Genomic DNA, 14893 nt, shown 5'->3' with positions numbered 1-14893 from the left:
ATTGATTACCTTATACTAACGCCATGAATTTACAGCACCATTTTCTGATCGCCATGCCAACGCTGCAGGATCCTCGCTTCAAACGCTCGGTGATTTACATTTGCGAGCACAATGAAGAAGGCGCCATGGGTTTGGTGATCAATAAACCGGTGGAGCAGTTCACGGTAGCCACGGTGCTGAGCAAGCTGAAGATCATGCCGCCTGCGCGCGATCCGGCCATCAGCCTGGACAAGCCGGTGTTCGCCGGCGGCCCCCTGGCGGACGATCGCGGGTTTATCCTGCATACGCCGCGCCACGGCTTCGGCGCCAGCATTCAAATTTCCCCCAACACCATGATCACCACCTCGAAAGATGTGCTGGAAACGCTCGGCACGCCGGAGCAACCGGACGACGTGCTGGTGGCGCTGGGTTATGCGGGTTGGGAAAAGGGTCAGTTGGAGCAGGAAGTGTTGGAAAACGCCTGGCTGACCATCGAAGCCAACACCGATATTTTGTTCCGCACGCCGATCGCCAGCCGCTGGCGCGAGGCGGGGAACCTTTTGGGTATCGACATTCGCAGCATCGCCAACCCCGCAGGACACGCCTGATGAGTAACCGCACCATTATCGCCTTCGACTTTGGCACCAAAAGCATCGGCGCGGCCGTTGGCCAGGAGTTGACCGGCAGCGCCCGCGCCCTGCCGGCTTTCAAAGCGCAGGACGGTTCGCCGGACTGGCTGAAAATCGAAAAACTGCTGAAGGAGTGGCAGCCGGATTTGGTGGTGGTCGGCCTGCCGCTGAACATGGACGGCACCGAACAGCCCGTTACCGCCCAGGCGCGCAAGTTCGCCAACCGCCTGCACGGTCGCTTCGGCATCCAGATCGATCTGCATGACGAGCGCCTGAGCACCGTGGAGGCGCGCGCCAACCTGTTCGATCGCGGCGGCTTCCGCGCGCTTGATAAAGGCAGCGTGGATTCCGCCTCCGCGGTGGTGATCCTCGAAAGCTGGTTCGAACGGCAGCTGGGCTAAACGCCCGTTCCCTCCCCCGCGCACTCCCCCAACACACCGGCGTCGATCCGCTGCTGCAAACCCTGCTCAAAGGTTTGCATGCCGGACTGCGCGCCGGTTTGCAACACGCTCGCCAACTGATGCGTTTTCCCTTCGCGGATCAGGTTGCTGACCGCCGCCGTCGCCGTCAGCACTTCAAAGATCGCCACGCGTCCGCCGCCAGGGCGCCTCATCAGCTTTTGCGCGATCACCGCTTGCAGGCTGCCCGCCAGCTGGGCGCGCACATAGGGTTTTTCTTACGCCGGAAACACGTCCACCAGCCGTTCCACCGCCTGCGGCGCGCTGCGGGTGTGCAGCGTCGTCAGCACCAGGTGGCCGGTCTCCGCCGCAGTGAGCGCCAGCCGGATGGTGGCGGTATCGCGCAGCTCGCCCAGCAGGATCACATCCGGATCTTCGCGCAGCGCGGCGCGCAACGCCGCATCGAAGCTGTGGCTGTCGCGGCCGATCTCCCGCTGCTGGATCAGCGATCGCCGGCTGCGGTGCAGGAATTCGATCGGATCCTCCAGCGTCAAAACGTGCCGCGACTGGTGCCGGTTGATCTCGTCGATCATCGCCGCCAGCGTGGTGGACTTGCCGCTGCCGGTGGCGCCGGTGACCAGGATCAATCCGTCGGCGCGCCGCAGCAACGCCGGGACGATGGCCGGCGCCGCCAGCGCGGCAAGCGAAGGCGACTGCCCGGCGATACGCCGCAACGCGAGAGAAATTCCCGCGCTTTGCTGAAAAACGTTGGCCCGCAGCCGCTCCCCGCTCGGCCGGTGCAACGCCAGATCGACCTGCCCCAGCCGCCGCAGGCTCTCGCGCTGCTGCGCATTCAGCAATCCGTTGCAAAGGGCCTGCACGCCTTGCGCCGTCAGCGTTGGCGCCGCCGCCAGCGGCTGCAGTTCACCGTCGATGCGCAACATCGGCGGATGACCGGCACAAAGGTGCAGATCGGAAGCATTATGCTTTACACTAAGGGCCACGAATTCATCGATATCCATATCACTCTCCCGGGTCAATAATGAGCACTATCCAACAGAACCTGCAGGATGTCAGAAACCGCATTGCGGCCGCCGCGCGAAACTGCGCGCGGGCGCCAGAAGAAGTTGCCCTGCTTGCCGTCAGCAAAACCAAACCTGTGGCGGCGATCGAAGAAGCCATCGCCGCTGGCCAGCGCGCCTTCGGCGAGAACTACGTGCAGGAAGGGGTAGACAAGATCCGGCATTTCGCCGAGTCGCCGCAAAGCGGCGAGTTGGTGTGGCACTTTATCGGCCCGCTGCAATCCAATAAGAGTCGGCTGGTGGCGGAACACTTCGCCTGGTGCCATACCGTGGATCGGCTGCGCATCGCCCAGCGCTTGAGCGATCAGCGCCCGGCCGACATGCCGCCGCTCAACGTGCTGATTCAAATCAACATCAGCGACGAGCAAAGCAAATCCGGCATTGCGTTGGCCGAGCTGCCGGCGTTGGCCGAAGCGATCGCCGCGCTGCCGAACCTGACGCTGCGCGGCCTGATGGCTATTCCGGCGCCGGAAGCGGATTATCAGCGGCAGCTGGCGGTATTCAGCCGGATGAACGACGCATTTCTCGCCCTGCGTCAGCGTTATCCGCAGGCCGATACGCTGTCGATGGGCATGACGGACGATATGGCGGCGGCGATCGCTGCCGGCAGCACCCTGGTGCGCATCGGCACCGCAATTTTTGGCGCCCGCGACTACTCGCAGGCCTGACACACAGACGAGGGATTTGATGCAACATCGCAAGATTACCTTTATCGGCGCCGGCAACATGGCGCGTGCAATCATCGCCGGCCTGGTGGCGGGCGGCTATCCAGCCAAATCCATCAGCGTCTGCGCCCCTTCGCCGAAAAACCGTGATGCGCTGGCTGCAGACTACGGCATCGTCAGCAGCGGCGACAACGTCGCCTGCGCGCGTGAAGCCGAAGTGGTGGTGCTGGCGGTCAAACCGCAGATGATGGCCGACGTGTGTCAGCCGCTGCGCGAACAGGTCGACTTCAGCGGCAAGCTGGTGCTGTCGATCGCAGCCGGTATTCAGGTCAGCCGTTTCTATCAGCTGCTCGGCGACAAGCTGGACATCGTGCGCATCATGCCCAACACTCCGTCGCTGGTCGGCAAAGGCATGAGCGGGCTGTACGCGCCGGCGCAGGTCAGCCAGCGGGATCGCGATTACACCGGCGATTTAATGGCGTCGGTCGGTAAAGTTTGCTGGGTCGATGACGAAAATGGCATCAACGGCGTGATCGCCGCCGCGGGCAGCGCCCCGGCCTATTTCTTCCTGTTTATGGAAGCGATGCAAAAAGAGGCCGAGCGCATGGGCTTCGACAGCCAGACCGCGCGCGATCTGGTACAACAGGCCGCTTCCGGCGCCGCCGCGCTGGTTGAAGCCAACCCGGATACGCCGTTGGGCACGCTGCGCGAGCAGGTGACCTCCAAAGGCGGCACCACCGCCGAAGCGCTGCGGGTGTTCAACGAACGCCAACTGCCGGAAACCGTGGCGCAAGCGATGCAGGCCGCCGTTTCCCGTGCCCAAGAGATGGAAAAATTATTTTAAATAACCGCGAGTTAAGGAGAAGGACCACTTCATGCTAACGCTGACTTTCCTGGTCAAGACCGTTATTGATCTGTACGTGATGGTGCTGTTGCTGCGCATTTGGATGCAGTGGGCGCGCACCGATTTTTACAACCCGTTCTCACAGTTTGTGGTGAAGATCACCCAGCCGGTGGTCAGCCCACTGCGCCGCATCATCCCGTCACTGGGGCCCATCGACAGCGCTTCGCTGCTGCTGGCGTTCCTGCTGATGACCATCAAGTACCCGCTGCTGCTGCTGATTCAGGGCGGCGCGATGTCGCTCAGCCCGTATAACCTGCTGTTCGGCCTGATCTCGCTGGTGAAGTCCGCCGGCTACCTGATCTTCTGGGTGATGATCATTCGTGCGCTGATGAGCTGGGTAAGCCAGGGCCGCAGCCCGATCGACTACGTGATGTACCAACTGACCGAACCCTTGATGGCGCCGATCCGTCGCATCATCCCGGCGATGGGCGGCATCGACTTTTCCGCCATGGTGGTGATCCTGATCCTCTATCTGATCAACTACCTGGGCATGGATCTGTTCGGTGAGATCTGGTTCCTGCTGTGAGTGCAGTCACTCCGGTGCTGGACGGGCTGGCGATCAGGCTATATATTCAGCCGAAAGCCAGCCGCGACCAAATTATCGGCTTGCATGGCGACGAACTGAAAGTCGCCATCACCGCCCCGCCGGTCGACGGCCAAGCCAACGCCCATTTGATCAAGTTTATCGCCAAGCAGTTCAAAGTGGCGAAAAGCAACGTCACCATCGAGAAAGGCGAACTGGGGCGGCATAAACAGTTACGCATCGTGAATCCGCAACAGATCCCCGCCGTGGTCGCGGCGCTCATCGAATAATTTTCAAGGTAGTCATTTATGCAAAAAGTCGTTCTTGCCACCGGTAACCCGGGCAAAGTGCGCGAACTCGCCGACCTGTTGGCCGATTTCGGCCTGGACGTGGTCGCACAAACCGATCTGGGCGTGGAGTCCGCCGAAGAGACCGGCCTGACGTTTATCGAAAACGCCATTCTGAAAGCGCGCCATGCGGCACAGGTCACCGGCCTGCCGGCGATCGCCGACGACTCCGGCCTGGCAGTGGACGCGCTGGGCGGCGCGCCGGGTATCTACTCCGCGCGCTATGCCGGTGAAGATGCCGACGATCGGCAGAACCTCGACAAGCTGCTGGCGGCGTTGAAAGACGTGGCGCCGGGCCAGCGCGGCGCGCAATTCCATTGCGTGCTGGTCTATCTGCGCCATGCGGCAGACCCGACGCCGCTGGTGTTCCACGGCAGTTGGGCCGGCGAAATCACCGAGCAGGCCGCCGGTGAAGGCGGCTTCGGTTACGATCCTGTCTTCTACGTGCCGGAGCTGGGCCGCACCGCCGCCGAGCTGAGCCGCGACGAGAAGCGGGCGATTTCGCACCGCGGCAAGGCGCTGAAGCTGATGTTGGAAGCCATGCGCAATGCTTAAGCTGCCCCCGCTGAGTCTCTACATCCATATCCCGTGGTGCGTGCAGAAATGCCCGTACTGCGACTTCAACTCCCATGCGCTGAAGGGTGACGTGCCGCATCAGGAGTATGTCGATCATCTGTTAGCGGATCTGGATGCCGACCTGCCGCTGGCCGGCGGCCGGGAAATCAGCACTATCTTTATCGGCGGCGGCACCCCCAGCCTGCTGAGCGCCGAGGCGATGCAGGCCTTGCTGGATGGGGTGCGGGCGCGCATTCGCGTCGCCGACGACGCCGAAATCACCATGGAGGCCAATCCCGGCACCGTGGAGGCCGATCGCTTCAGCGGCTACCAGCGCGCCGGCGTCAACCGCATCTCCATCGGGGTGCAGAGCTTCAGCGCCGAGAAGCTGAACCGTCTGGGGCGCATCCACGGCCCGGAAGAGGCCAAACGCGCGGCGACGCTGGCGACCGGCCTTGGCCTGCGCAGCTTTAACCTCGATCTGATGCACGGCCTGCCGGATCAGTCGCTGGAAGAGGCGCTGGACGATTTGCGCCAGGCGATCGCCCTCAATCCGCCGCACCTGTCGTGGTATCAGCTGACCATCGAACCGAACACCCTGTTCAGTTCGCGCCCGCCGGTTTTGCCGGACGACGATGCGCTGTGGGACATCTTCGAGCGCGGCCACCAGTTGCTGAGCGCCGCCGGCTATCAGCAGTATGAAACCTCGGCCTACGCCAAGCCGGGCTACCAATGCCAGCACAACCTCAACTACTGGCGCTTCGGCGACTATCTGGGGATCGGCTGCGGCGCGCACGGCAAGGTGACCTTCAGCGACGGACGCATCCTGCGCACCGCCAAGACCAAGCACCCACGCGGCTTTATGCGCGGCGACTACATGGACAAGCAGCATGAGGTGGCGGCGGCGGATCGGCCGTTCGAGTTCTTCATGAACCGCTTCCGCTTGCTGGAAGCCGCGCCGCGCGCCGACTTCGTCAACTACACCGGGCTGGCGGAAAGCGTCATTCGCCCGCAGTTGGACGAGGCGCTGGCCAAAGGCTATCTGGAAGAAACCGCAGAGCACTGGCAGATCACCGAGAAGGGCAAACTGTTCCTCAACTCGCTGCTGGAACTGTTCCTGGCGGACGACGAGTAAAAAAAAGCGCTGAATAATCAGCGCTTTTTTTCATGTTCAGGCGGCATTATGAGGGCGATGCGTCACGTCGCCACGCCCCTTCAGCAATCCCTCAACGGAAACATCCTCGTCCAACGCATCCCAATGGATGCCGCGAGCGCTGAGTTCATACTCTGCCCGCTGTTCTTGCGTCGCATTCAACAAACGCGGAAACCAGGCCAGTGGCACGCCAATAATTCGGGCGTCGCTCAGTTCGACCCACATCGTCGCATCGTCAAAGCTGACGCGTTTAGCCGAAATACTCATGCCAAGCCTCCAAAAACAATGCCTGATAGGTATCAACCAGACCCGCCAGCTCTTTTAGCGTTCTGGCGTTAAAGCCGTCATTACGCGCCAACTGCACGCCAGGAACCAACCAGAATTTCGCTTCAGCCTCAGCGTCTCTGATATGAACATGCGGCGGCTCAAGCGGGTCACCCTCGTTGGAATAAAAAAAGAACCTGTAGCCTTTATAACGGAATATCACTGGCATCAATGCAAAATCCTTTTGCCGATTGATTATAGTTTAGCCAGTTTGTCAGATAGCCGTCGTGAGGTCAAAAACGCACGGCGGCTACGCCTATCCGTTACTTCAACGCTTTCAGCAGATCCTTGCGCTGGGTTTCCAGTGCGGTGACGCGGTTGCACACATCATGGCCGAAGTTCTGGAAGTCCTGCTCCTGGTTGTTCCATTCGTTCTGGATCGCCTTCTGCAAGCCGCCCAGGTTGCCCATGATCGCCTGCAGCGGGTTACCGCCGCTGTTGGCGGCCTGTTTGACGCCCATTTCGTTCAGGCTGTCCTGCAGCACGCCGCCCATGCTCTGCTGCACGATGTTGCGGCCATCCTGTTCCACCTGGTCGATCGCCTTGTGGTGGAAGGTCAGGCCGTCGCTGCGGTGCTCGATGATGCGGTTCATCTGCTGTTTCAGCTGGCCGTTTAGGGTGGTCAGCCGGTTGCGCACGTTGCTGTTGCTGCCCAGCTCTTTGACGATCACTTTATCCAGCGCTGCGCGGGCTTTCTCCAGGTGTTTCTGCGCGCCGTCGTCGATCCACGGCAGTTGCTTGCGCAAGGCGCTCTGGTAACTGAAGGCTTTCTGCCGCTGACTATCGTTCAGGCTCAGCGCCTGGCCGTTGCGGATCACGTCGCCATCCGGCGAAATTTGCAGGTCGCCGCTGGCGCCTTTCACCTGCACGCTCTGCGGGCTGATGATCACATCGTCCTGGGGTTTAACGCTGCATTGGTACTCGGCGTGGGCCTGCGCGGCAGTCGCCGCCAGCAGCAGTAAGGCTAACCCGGTTTTCTTCAACATAGCTTCTCCTGACTCCCATCCAGACTGGGATTAAAAAATCGAACGACCGATACGTTGAGACAACAGTTCCAGCGCCGCAGTTCCCGCCAGCGAGTTGCCGGAAGCATCCAGCTCCGGCGACCAGACGACGATCGACAGCTCGTCCGGCACGATGGCCACGATGCCGCCGCCCACGCCGGACTTGCCCGGCATTCCCACCCGATAGGCGAATTCGCCGGCGCCGTCGTACATGCCGCTGGTCATCATCAGGGCGTTGATCTGCCGGGCCTGTAGCGGGCTAATCACCGCCTCGCCGCTGAGATCGCGGCCGTGATTGGCCAGATAGACGAAGCTGCGCGCCAGCTCCACGCAGCTCATGCGCAGCGCGCAGTAATGGAAATAGGTTTGCAGCACGGTGATGACGTCGTTTTCGAAGTTGCCGAACGACTTCATCAGATAGGCGATGGCCGCATTGCGATCGGAGTGTTCGAATTCGGAACGCGCCACCCGCAGGTCATAGGCCAGATCGTCTTCGCCGGCCAGCTGACGCACCACCTCCAGCATGCGCTGTTTGGGGGCGCTGAGCCGGGTTTGCAGCATGTCGCACACCACCAGCGCGCCGGGGTTGATAAACGGATTGCGCGGTTTGCCCTGCTCCATCTCCAGCTGCAGCAGCGAATTGAACGGCAGGCCAGAAGGCTCTTTGCCGACGCGCCGCCAGATCTCAGGCTCCTGATAGCGCGTCAGCGCCAGCGTCAGGCTCAGCACTTTGGAGATCGACTGGATGGAGAAGCGCTCCGCGGCGTCGCCGGCCTGGAACAGTTCGCCGTCCACCGTGCACACGGCGATCGCCAACCGGTCGGCGGGCACTTCCGCCAACGCCGGGATGTAGTCGGCCACTTTCCCCAGGCCAATCAGCGGGCGCACCTGTTGCAGGATCTCCTCCAGCAACGCGTTATCCAATGTTGTTACCACCTCGGTCACACTCCGGGCAAAACAAAGGCGCCGTTAAGGCACCTTAGATCAATAAAACGGCGCGGCGCGAAGCCGCACTCATCGGGCAAGCGCGATCAATCCCACCAGATATCGAACAGATCGCTGACCTTAACGTCAGTCAGTTTGCGCGCTTCCAGCCAGTTTTTCACCAGTTCGCGATGCTCGTCGGTGCAGTGGCCGATCTTCTGCAGGCAGATCAGACCTTCCCACTGCAGGTAGCCGCTGCCGTCAAACGCCAGGCCGTTCGGCTCGATCACTTCATCGATGAAGGTATCCAGCGTGCTGTCGATGTCTTCCACCGACGTGCCTTCGGCAAAGCGCCAGGCTACGGAGAAACCCAGTTCCTGAAATTCTTCAATGTGCAACTTTTTACGTAAACGACGACTGCGGTTCTTAGCCATTATTCTTTCCTCTCAAACATCAAGTCCCAAACGCCATGTCCCAGGCGCTGGCCGCGTAATTCAAATTTCGTCAGCGGGCGCGAATCCGGACGCGGCACGTAATCATTATCGCTGGAAAGATTACGGTAGCCTGCGACCCCGTTCATAACCTCTAACATATGTTCCGCATAGGGTTGCCAATCGGTAGCCATGTGGAAGACCCCGCCGGTCTTCAGCTTGCGCAGCACCAGTTCGACAAACGGCGTTTGCACGATGCGGCGCTTGTTGTGGCGCGCCTTGTGCCACGGATCGGGGAAGAACAGCTGCACCATGTCCAGCGAGCCGTCCGGGATCATGTTTTCCAGCACTTCAACCGCATCGTGGCACATCACGCGCAGGTTGCTCAGCTTCGCCTCGTGGGCGTCGGCCAGGCAGGCGCCCACGCCCGGCGAGTGTACTTCGATCCCTAAAAAGTTCTGCTGCGGATTGTTGCCCGCCATGGTCACCAGCGAGGCGCCCATGCCAAAACCGATCTCCAGTACCGTCGGCGCTTCGCGGCCGAACAGCGCGGCGAGATCGACAGCGTCAGCCTGATACTCCACGCCCATCACCGGCCAATAGTTCTCCAGCGCGTGCTGCTGGCCTTTGGTCAGCCGCCCCTGGCGGCGGACAAAACTGCGGATACGGCGCATCGCGCGGCCGTTCTCATCAAATTCCGGGGAGATGACGTCATTAATCATAGTGCTTTCTGTCTGTTTGGCTGCCAATTAGGGAAACGCGCATTATGCAAAGATACATTGGTTTAGCAAGTGTTCATCTTCTGTACCCGCCGTGCGGCGTCGGAAAGTTCCGGTTTACAGCATCATGACTCTATGCTGCAATCTCGCTTCATTTTCTGCCGGATAACGACGCTGCTCATGATGCAAGCACAACAATTCGCACAGGTGGTGCTTGACTGGTACCAGCGCTACGGTCGCAAGACCCTGCCGTGGCAGCTGGAGAAAACCGCCTATCAAGTATGGCTCTCCGAGGTGATGTTGCAACAGACTCAGGTTGCCACCGTCATTCCTTATTTTCAGCGCTTTATGACCCGTTTTCCCAACGTGCGCGCGCTGGCGGAGGCTCCGCTGGACGAAGTGCTGCATCTGTGGACCGGCCTCGGCTATTACGCCCGCGCCCGCAACCTGCACAAGGCGGCGCAGACCATTGTCGCACAGCACGGCGGCGAGTTCCCGACAACCTTCGCAGAAATCGCCGATTTACCGGGCGTCGGCCGCTCCACCGCCGGCGCGGTGCTGTCGTTGGCGCTGGGCCAACACTATCCGATCCTCGACGGCAACGTGAAGCGCGTGCTGGCTCGCTGCTACGCGGTGGAAGGCTGGCCGGGGAAGAAAGAAGTCGAAAACCGACTGTGGAAAATCAGCGAAGAGGTCACCCCGGCGCAGGGCGTCGGCCAGTTCAACCAGGCGATGATGGATCTGGGCGCCATGGTTTGCACTCGTTCCAAGCCCAAGTGTGAACTCTGCCCGCTCAACGTCGGCTGCCTGTCTTACGCCAATCACAGCTGGGCCAACTACCCCGGCAAGAAACCCAAACAGACCCTGCCGGAAAAAACCGCCTACTTCTTATTGCTGCAGCACGGCGACCGCGTGTGGCTGGAGCAGCGCCCGGCGGTGGGCCTGTGGGGCGGCCTGTTCTGCTTCCCACAGTTCAGCGCGCGCGTGGATTTGGAACTCTGGCTGCAGCAGCGCGGTCTGAAAGGCAAGCGCCTGGAACAGCTGACCGCGTTTCGCCACACGTTCAGCCATTTCCATCTCGATATCGTGCCGATGTGGCTGTCGCTCGACGCGGCGGGCAGCGGCATGGATGAGGGCGCGGGTCTCTGGTATAACTTAGCGCAGCCGCCGTCGGTCGGGCTGGCAGCGCCGGTGGATCGCCTGTTGCAACAGCTGGCGAAGCAGCCCCCGATCCAACAAAACTTATATGGCGATAGCGCCATCGACGAGGAATTAGCATGAGCCGCACCATTTTTTGTACTTTCCTGCAGCGCGACGCCGAGGGCCAGGACTTCCAGCTTTATCCCGGCGACGTCGGCAAGCGCATCTACAACGAGATCTCCAAGGAAGCCTGGGGCGAGTGGATGAAGAAGCAGACCATGCTGATCAACGAGAAGAAGCTGAACATGATGAACGTGGATGATCGCAAACTGCTGGAAGAGGAAATGATCAAATTCCTGTTCGAAGGGCACGACGTGCACATCGAAGGCTATACGCCGCCGAGCGAATAACGCTGTTGGGGCCAGGCGCTGGCCCGCTTCAATCCTCTTATACTTCTTCCAAACGGCTTTAAGATGAAGAAAATTTTAGCTTTGCTCGTAATAGCGCCTTTGCTGATCTCCTGTTCCGGCAAAAAAAGTGAAGAAATCAACGAAGCCTGGATCAAAGACACCAACGGCTTCGACATTCTGATGGGGCAATTCGCTCACAACATCGAGAACATCTGGGGTCTGAACGAAGTTCTGATCGCCGGGCCGAAAGACTACGTCAAATATACCGACCAATACCAAACCCGCAGCCACATCAACTTCGACACCGGTGCCATCACCATCGAAACCATCGCCACCACCGATCCGGCCGCGCACCTGCGCCAGGCGATCATCAGCACGCTGCTGATGGGTGACGATCCGGGTTCCATCGATCTCTATTCCGACGCCAACGATATCCAGATCAGCAAAGAGCCGTTCCTGTACGGCCAGGTGCTGGATAACAAAGGCGCGCCGATCCGCTGGGAATGGCGCGCGGCGCACTTCGCCGATTACCTGCTGCAGACCAAGCTGCAAAAACGCACCTCCGGCCTGCACGTCATCTACTCGGTCACCATCCAGCTGGTGCCAAACCACCTGGACAAACGTGCGCATAAATATCTGCCGATGGTGCGCAAGGCGTCGGAAAAATACGGCGTGGACGAGTCGCTGATTCTGGCGATCATGCAGACCGAATCGAGCTTCAACCCCTATGCGGTGAGCGGTTCGGACGCGCTGGGCCTGATGCAGGTGGTGCAGCACACCGCCGGTAAGGATGTGTTCCAGATGCGCGGCAAATGGGGCACCCCGAGCCGCAGCTACCTGTTCGATCCGGAGAACAACATCGACACCGGCACCGCCTACCTGGCGATCCTGCAGAACAACTACCTGGGTGGCATTCAGAACCCGACCTCGCGCCGTTATGCGGTGATCACCGCCTACAACGGCGGCGCCGGCAGCGTGCTGCGGGTGTTCTCCAGCGACAGGACGCGCGCGGTGGGCATCATCAACGGCATGCAGCCGGGCGACGTGTACCAAACGCTGACCACCAAGCACCCGGCCGCCGAGTCGCGCCGCTATCTGGTGAAAGTGAATACCGCACAGAAGAGCTACCGCAGAAAGTAGCGCTTCCCGCGTGGATAGGAGAAGGGCCGGTGCGAACCGGCCCTTTTTTTACTGCTTGATCATATAGCCAAAGATGCGCTTCCAGCCGTGATCTTTTTTCTCGATGTAGACCCCCTGCAGCTCCGGCGAGAAGCCCGGCAGGCGGTTGATACCCTCCTCCAGCGCCAGGAAGTAGCGCTGCACCGCGCCGCCCCACACTTCGCCCGGCACCACGCACAGCACGCCCGGCGGATACGGCAGGGCCCCTTCCGCCGCGATGCGCCCTTCCGCCTGGCCGATCGGCACCAGCTCGACGTTGTCGCGGATAAACTCCACGTTGGCGTCCTGCGGGTTCATCACCACCGGCGGGAAATGATCCTGACGGAACATCTCCTTTTGCAGCTGCTTGACGTCAAAGCTGACGTACAGATCGTGCATCTCCTGACACAGCCGGCGGATGCTGTAGCCGCGGTAACGCTGCTCGTTCTTGCGGTACACCGTCGGCAGCACCACGCTCAGCGGCGCATCCTCTTCGACATAGCGTTCGAACTGCGCCAGCATCTCCACCAGCTGTTCCATCTTGGCCGGGTTCTCCGCCGGGGTCAGCAGGAACAGGATCGAGTTGAGATCGCACTTCTCCGGCACGATGCCGTTCTCGCGCAGGAAGTTGGCCAGAATGGTGGCCGGCACGCCGAACTCGGTGTATTGGCCGGTCGCGGCGTCAATCCCCGGCGTGGTCAGCAGCAGCTTGCACGGATCCACCAGATACTGATCCTGGGCATAGCCTTCGAAGCCGTGCCACGTCTCCCCCGGCACGAAGGTGAAGAAGCGCGCGTCGTTGGCGATCAGATCGGTATCGTGATCCTGCCAGTCTTTGCCCGCCACCTGCTGCGGAATAAACGGCTTCAGCTGCGAGCAGCGCGTGAGCAGCTGTTTGCGCGTCTCGATGCCCAGCTTGACGCAGTCCATCCACATGCGGCGCCCGGCGGGGCCGGCGTGCATCTTGGCGTTGACGTCCAGCGCGGCGAACAGCGGATAGAACGGGCTGGTCGACGCATGCAGCATGAACGCGTTGTTCAGGTGCTTGTGGTTGCAGTGGCGCTTTTGCCCTTTGATATGGTCGTCTTTCTTATGGATCTGCGAGGTCTGCGAGAACCCTGCCTGCTGTTTATGCACCGACTGGGTGACGAAAATGCCCGGATCGTGCTCGTCCAGCTCCAGCAGCAGCGGCGAGCACTCTTTCAGCATCGGAATAAAGCCTTCGTAACCCACCCAGGCGGAGTCGAACAGAATGTAATCGCACAGGTGGCCGATGGTGTCGATCACCTGGCGAGCGTTGTAAATCGTGCCGTCGTAAGTGCCGAGCTGAATGATCGCCAGCCGGAACGGCCGCGCCGCCGCGGCTTTCTCCGGCGTCACCTCGCGGATCTGCTCGCGCAGATAGCGTTCGTCGAAGCAGTGCGCATCGATGCCGCCGATAAAGCCGAACGGGTTGCGGGCGGTTTCCAGATAGATCGGCGTGGCGCCGGCCTGGATCAGCGCCCCATGGTGGTTGGATTTGTGGTTGTTGCGATCGAACAGCACCAGATCGCCGCGGGTCAGCAGCGCGTTGGTCACCACCTTGTTGGCCGCCGAGGTGCCGTTGAGCACGAAGTAGGTTTTATCGGCGTTGAACACCCGCGCCGCGTGCTTTTGCGCATCCTTGGCCGAGCCTTCGTGGATCAGCAAATCGCCCAGCTTGACGTCGGCGTTGCACATATCGGAACGGAACAGGGTCTCGCCGTAGAAATCGAAAAACTGCCGGCCGGCCGGGTGTTTGCGGAAGAACTCGCCGCCCTGATGCCCCGGGCAGGCGAAGGTTGAGTTTTCCATCTCGACGTAGGTCTTCAGCGTTTTGAAGAACGGCGGCAGCAGCGCCTGCTCGTAGGCGTCGGCGGCGGCCTCCAGCTGCGCCATGTAGAACGGCTTGCTGGCGCCGGCCAGCAGCGCGAAAACCCCACTGACAAACGGCAGATAGTCCGGCGAGAGATGCTCGTCCCCTTCCACCGCCACGAAGGTCGGAATGTCGAACCCCGTCGCCTGCAAGCGCGCCAGAATGCCGGCGTTCACGTCGGCGACCGACACCACCGCCGCCGCCACGTCAGTGTAGTCCGTCTGCTCTACGCGCACGATCTGGCGCAGCGTCTCAATGGTGGCGACCAGGCTGGCGCTGGTCGCGATTTTCAATTCTTTCATCATGCTGACTCTCAAACGGTGAAGGATGAGGGTGTGCCACCGGCACGGTAATGAGATAACGCGGTTATCCCGGTAAAAGCGATACCCGGGCACGGCAGCATAAGCGGCGTGCGTGACCGGCTCATGATCGGGGATCATCAGGCGGCTATCGGGGGAACTGGTCTTGGCAGCGTCCGACAGGCATCAGTAAAATCAGGGCCGCAGCGCTGGCTTTACGCATGCCTAACAGCGAGCGTCAGGCGGCCTTACCGCATGGCCGGCAGGCGTATTCGGGCGGATGACGTGCGGAGGAAACAACGGCGGAACGGTGGCGGTGTCAGATGTCTGGTGCGCAGCAGCGCTTGAGCAACAA

18 protein-coding genes and 1 pseudogene are annotated in these 14893 nt (G+C 60.9%); 11 read left to right on the top strand and 8 right to left on the bottom strand.

Annotated elements, in window-relative coordinates:
* Nucleotides 1-23: 23 nt before the first annotated feature.
* Both ACMGF7_RS11460 and ruvX read left to right on the top strand, forming a co-directional pair.
* The gene (locus ACMGF7_RS11460; protein WP_420286438.1) at nucleotides 24-587 is read left to right on the top strand and encodes a YqgE/AlgH family protein; all 564 of its coding nucleotides are present in this window, start codon (nucleotides 24-26) and stop codon (nucleotides 585-587) included.
* Nucleotides 587-1009, top strand: a complete 423-nt coding sequence (ruvX, locus tag ACMGF7_RS11455; RefSeq protein WP_015379046.1) for a Holliday junction resolvase RuvX — start codon at nucleotides 587-589, stop codon at nucleotides 1007-1009. Before ACMGF7_RS11460 ends, ruvX begins: the two co-directional genes overlap by 1 nt.
* On the opposite strand, the pseudogene ACMGF7_RS11450 reads toward ruvX, so the two are convergent.
* Nucleotides 1006-2028, bottom strand: a pseudogene (locus tag ACMGF7_RS11450) (type IV pilus twitching motility protein PilT). The gene ruvX and the pseudogene ACMGF7_RS11450 sit on opposite strands and share 4 nt — an antisense overlap.
* A 20-nt stretch (nucleotides 2029-2048) precedes the next feature.
* Between ACMGF7_RS11450 and ACMGF7_RS11445 the strand changes: the two are divergent.
* The 6 genes from ACMGF7_RS11445 to hemW are packed head-to-tail and all read left to right on the top strand — an operon-like array spanning nucleotide 2049 to nucleotide 6217.
* Nucleotides 2049-2756: a YggS family pyridoxal phosphate-dependent enzyme gene (locus ACMGF7_RS11445; protein ID WP_015379048.1), complete on the top strand. Its 708-nt coding sequence runs from the start codon at nucleotides 2049-2051 to the stop codon at nucleotides 2754-2756.
* A gap of 19 nt (nucleotides 2757-2775) precedes the next feature.
* The gene (gene proC, locus ACMGF7_RS11440; RefSeq protein ID WP_004937440.1) at nucleotides 2776-3597 is read left to right on the top strand and encodes a pyrroline-5-carboxylate reductase; all 822 of its coding nucleotides are present in this window, start codon (nucleotides 2776-2778) and stop codon (nucleotides 3595-3597) included.
* Nucleotides 3598-3628: 31 nt separating this feature from the next.
* The gene (locus ACMGF7_RS11435; RefSeq protein WP_049189057.1) at nucleotides 3629-4183 is read left to right on the top strand and encodes a YggT family protein; all 555 of its coding nucleotides are present in this window, start codon (nucleotides 3629-3631) and stop codon (nucleotides 4181-4183) included.
* Complete coding sequence (gene yggU / locus ACMGF7_RS11430; protein ID WP_004948014.1) at nucleotides 4180-4470, top strand: DUF167 family protein YggU; 291 nt, start codon at nucleotides 4180-4182, stop codon at nucleotides 4468-4470. The genes ACMGF7_RS11435 and yggU overlap by 4 nt, the downstream gene beginning before the upstream one ends.
* Nucleotides 4471-4488: 18 nt before the next feature.
* The gene (locus ACMGF7_RS11425) at nucleotides 4489-5082 is read left to right on the top strand and encodes an XTP/dITP diphosphatase (protein ID WP_049239920.1); all 594 of its coding nucleotides are present in this window, start codon (nucleotides 4489-4491) and stop codon (nucleotides 5080-5082) included.
* Nucleotides 5075-6217 carry a radical SAM family heme chaperone HemW gene (gene hemW, locus ACMGF7_RS11420; protein ID WP_048796774.1) on the top strand — a complete coding sequence of 381 codons (1143 nt, stop codon included), beginning with the start codon at nucleotides 5075-5077 and terminating at the stop codon, nucleotides 6215-6217. The genes ACMGF7_RS11425 and hemW overlap by 8 nt, the downstream gene beginning before the upstream one ends.
* 36 nt (nucleotides 6218-6253) lie before the next feature.
* Here hemW and ACMGF7_RS11415 read toward each other — a convergent pair whose 3' ends face one another.
* The 6 genes from ACMGF7_RS11415 to trmB all read right to left on the bottom strand — a co-directional run bounded on the left by ACMGF7_RS11415 (nucleotide 6254) and on the right by trmB (nucleotide 9640).
* On the bottom strand, nucleotides 6254-6502 hold the full coding sequence (locus tag ACMGF7_RS11415; protein ID WP_004937422.1) for a DUF2442 domain-containing protein: 249 nt from the start codon (nucleotides 6500-6502) through the stop codon (nucleotides 6254-6256).
* Entirely contained in the window at nucleotides 6486-6728 is a 243-nt protein-coding gene (locus ACMGF7_RS11410) for a DUF4160 domain-containing protein (protein WP_004937418.1), read from the bottom strand. Before ACMGF7_RS11410 ends, ACMGF7_RS11415 begins: the two co-directional genes overlap by 17 nt.
* Before the next feature lie 94 nt (nucleotides 6729-6822).
* Nucleotides 6823-7545, bottom strand: a complete 723-nt coding sequence (locus tag ACMGF7_RS11405) for a DUF2884 domain-containing protein (RefSeq protein WP_015379052.1) — start codon at nucleotides 7543-7545, stop codon at nucleotides 6823-6825.
* Nucleotides 7546-7575: 30 nt separating this feature from the next.
* Nucleotides 7576-8499: a glutaminase B gene (gene glsB, locus ACMGF7_RS11400; RefSeq protein ID WP_420286437.1), complete on the bottom strand. Its 924-nt coding sequence runs from the start codon at nucleotides 8497-8499 to the stop codon at nucleotides 7576-7578.
* A gap of 95 nt (nucleotides 8500-8594) precedes the next feature.
* Entirely contained in the window at nucleotides 8595-8921 is a 327-nt protein-coding gene (locus tag ACMGF7_RS11395; RefSeq protein ID WP_004937412.1) for a YggL family protein, read from the bottom strand.
* Nucleotides 8921-9640, bottom strand: a complete 720-nt coding sequence (gene trmB / locus ACMGF7_RS11390) for a tRNA (guanosine(46)-N7)-methyltransferase TrmB (protein WP_004937410.1) — start codon at nucleotides 9638-9640, stop codon at nucleotides 8921-8923. The genes ACMGF7_RS11395 and trmB overlap by 1 nt, the downstream gene beginning before the upstream one ends.
* Nucleotides 9641-9817: 177 nt before the next feature.
* On the opposite strand from trmB, the gene mutY reads away from it, so the two are divergent.
* The 3 genes from mutY (at nucleotide 9818) to mltC (ending at nucleotide 12327) form a co-directional block, all read left to right on the top strand.
* Nucleotides 9818-10918 (top strand): A/G-specific adenine glycosylase, encoded by a 1101-nt coding sequence (gene mutY, locus ACMGF7_RS11385; protein ID WP_274852139.1) that lies wholly within the window; start codon nucleotides 9818-9820, stop codon nucleotides 10916-10918.
* Nucleotides 10915-11187 (top strand): oxidative damage protection protein, encoded by a 273-nt coding sequence (locus tag ACMGF7_RS11380; RefSeq protein WP_004937404.1) that lies wholly within the window; start codon nucleotides 10915-10917, stop codon nucleotides 11185-11187. Before mutY ends, ACMGF7_RS11380 begins: the two co-directional genes overlap by 4 nt.
* 63 nt (nucleotides 11188-11250) lie before the next feature.
* Nucleotides 11251-12327, top strand: coding sequence for a membrane-bound lytic murein transglycosylase MltC (mltC, locus tag ACMGF7_RS11375; RefSeq protein ID WP_004937402.1), 1077 nt, complete (start codon nucleotides 11251-11253; stop codon nucleotides 12325-12327).
* Between the two features lie 48 nt (nucleotides 12328-12375).
* On the opposite strand, the gene speF is transcribed toward mltC, so the two are convergent.
* The gene (speF, locus tag ACMGF7_RS11370; protein ID WP_420286755.1) at nucleotides 12376-14541 is read right to left on the bottom strand and encodes an ornithine decarboxylase SpeF; all 2166 of its coding nucleotides are present in this window, start codon (nucleotides 14539-14541) and stop codon (nucleotides 12376-12378) included.
* Nucleotides 14542-14893: the final 352 nt, after the last annotated feature.

The organism is Serratia sp. BNK-17, from assembly GCF_048684935.1.
Taxonomy (GTDB): Bacteria; Pseudomonadota; Gammaproteobacteria; order Enterobacterales; family Enterobacteriaceae; genus Serratia; species Serratia nematodiphila.
This window is presented reverse-complemented; position numbering and strand designations above follow the sequence as displayed.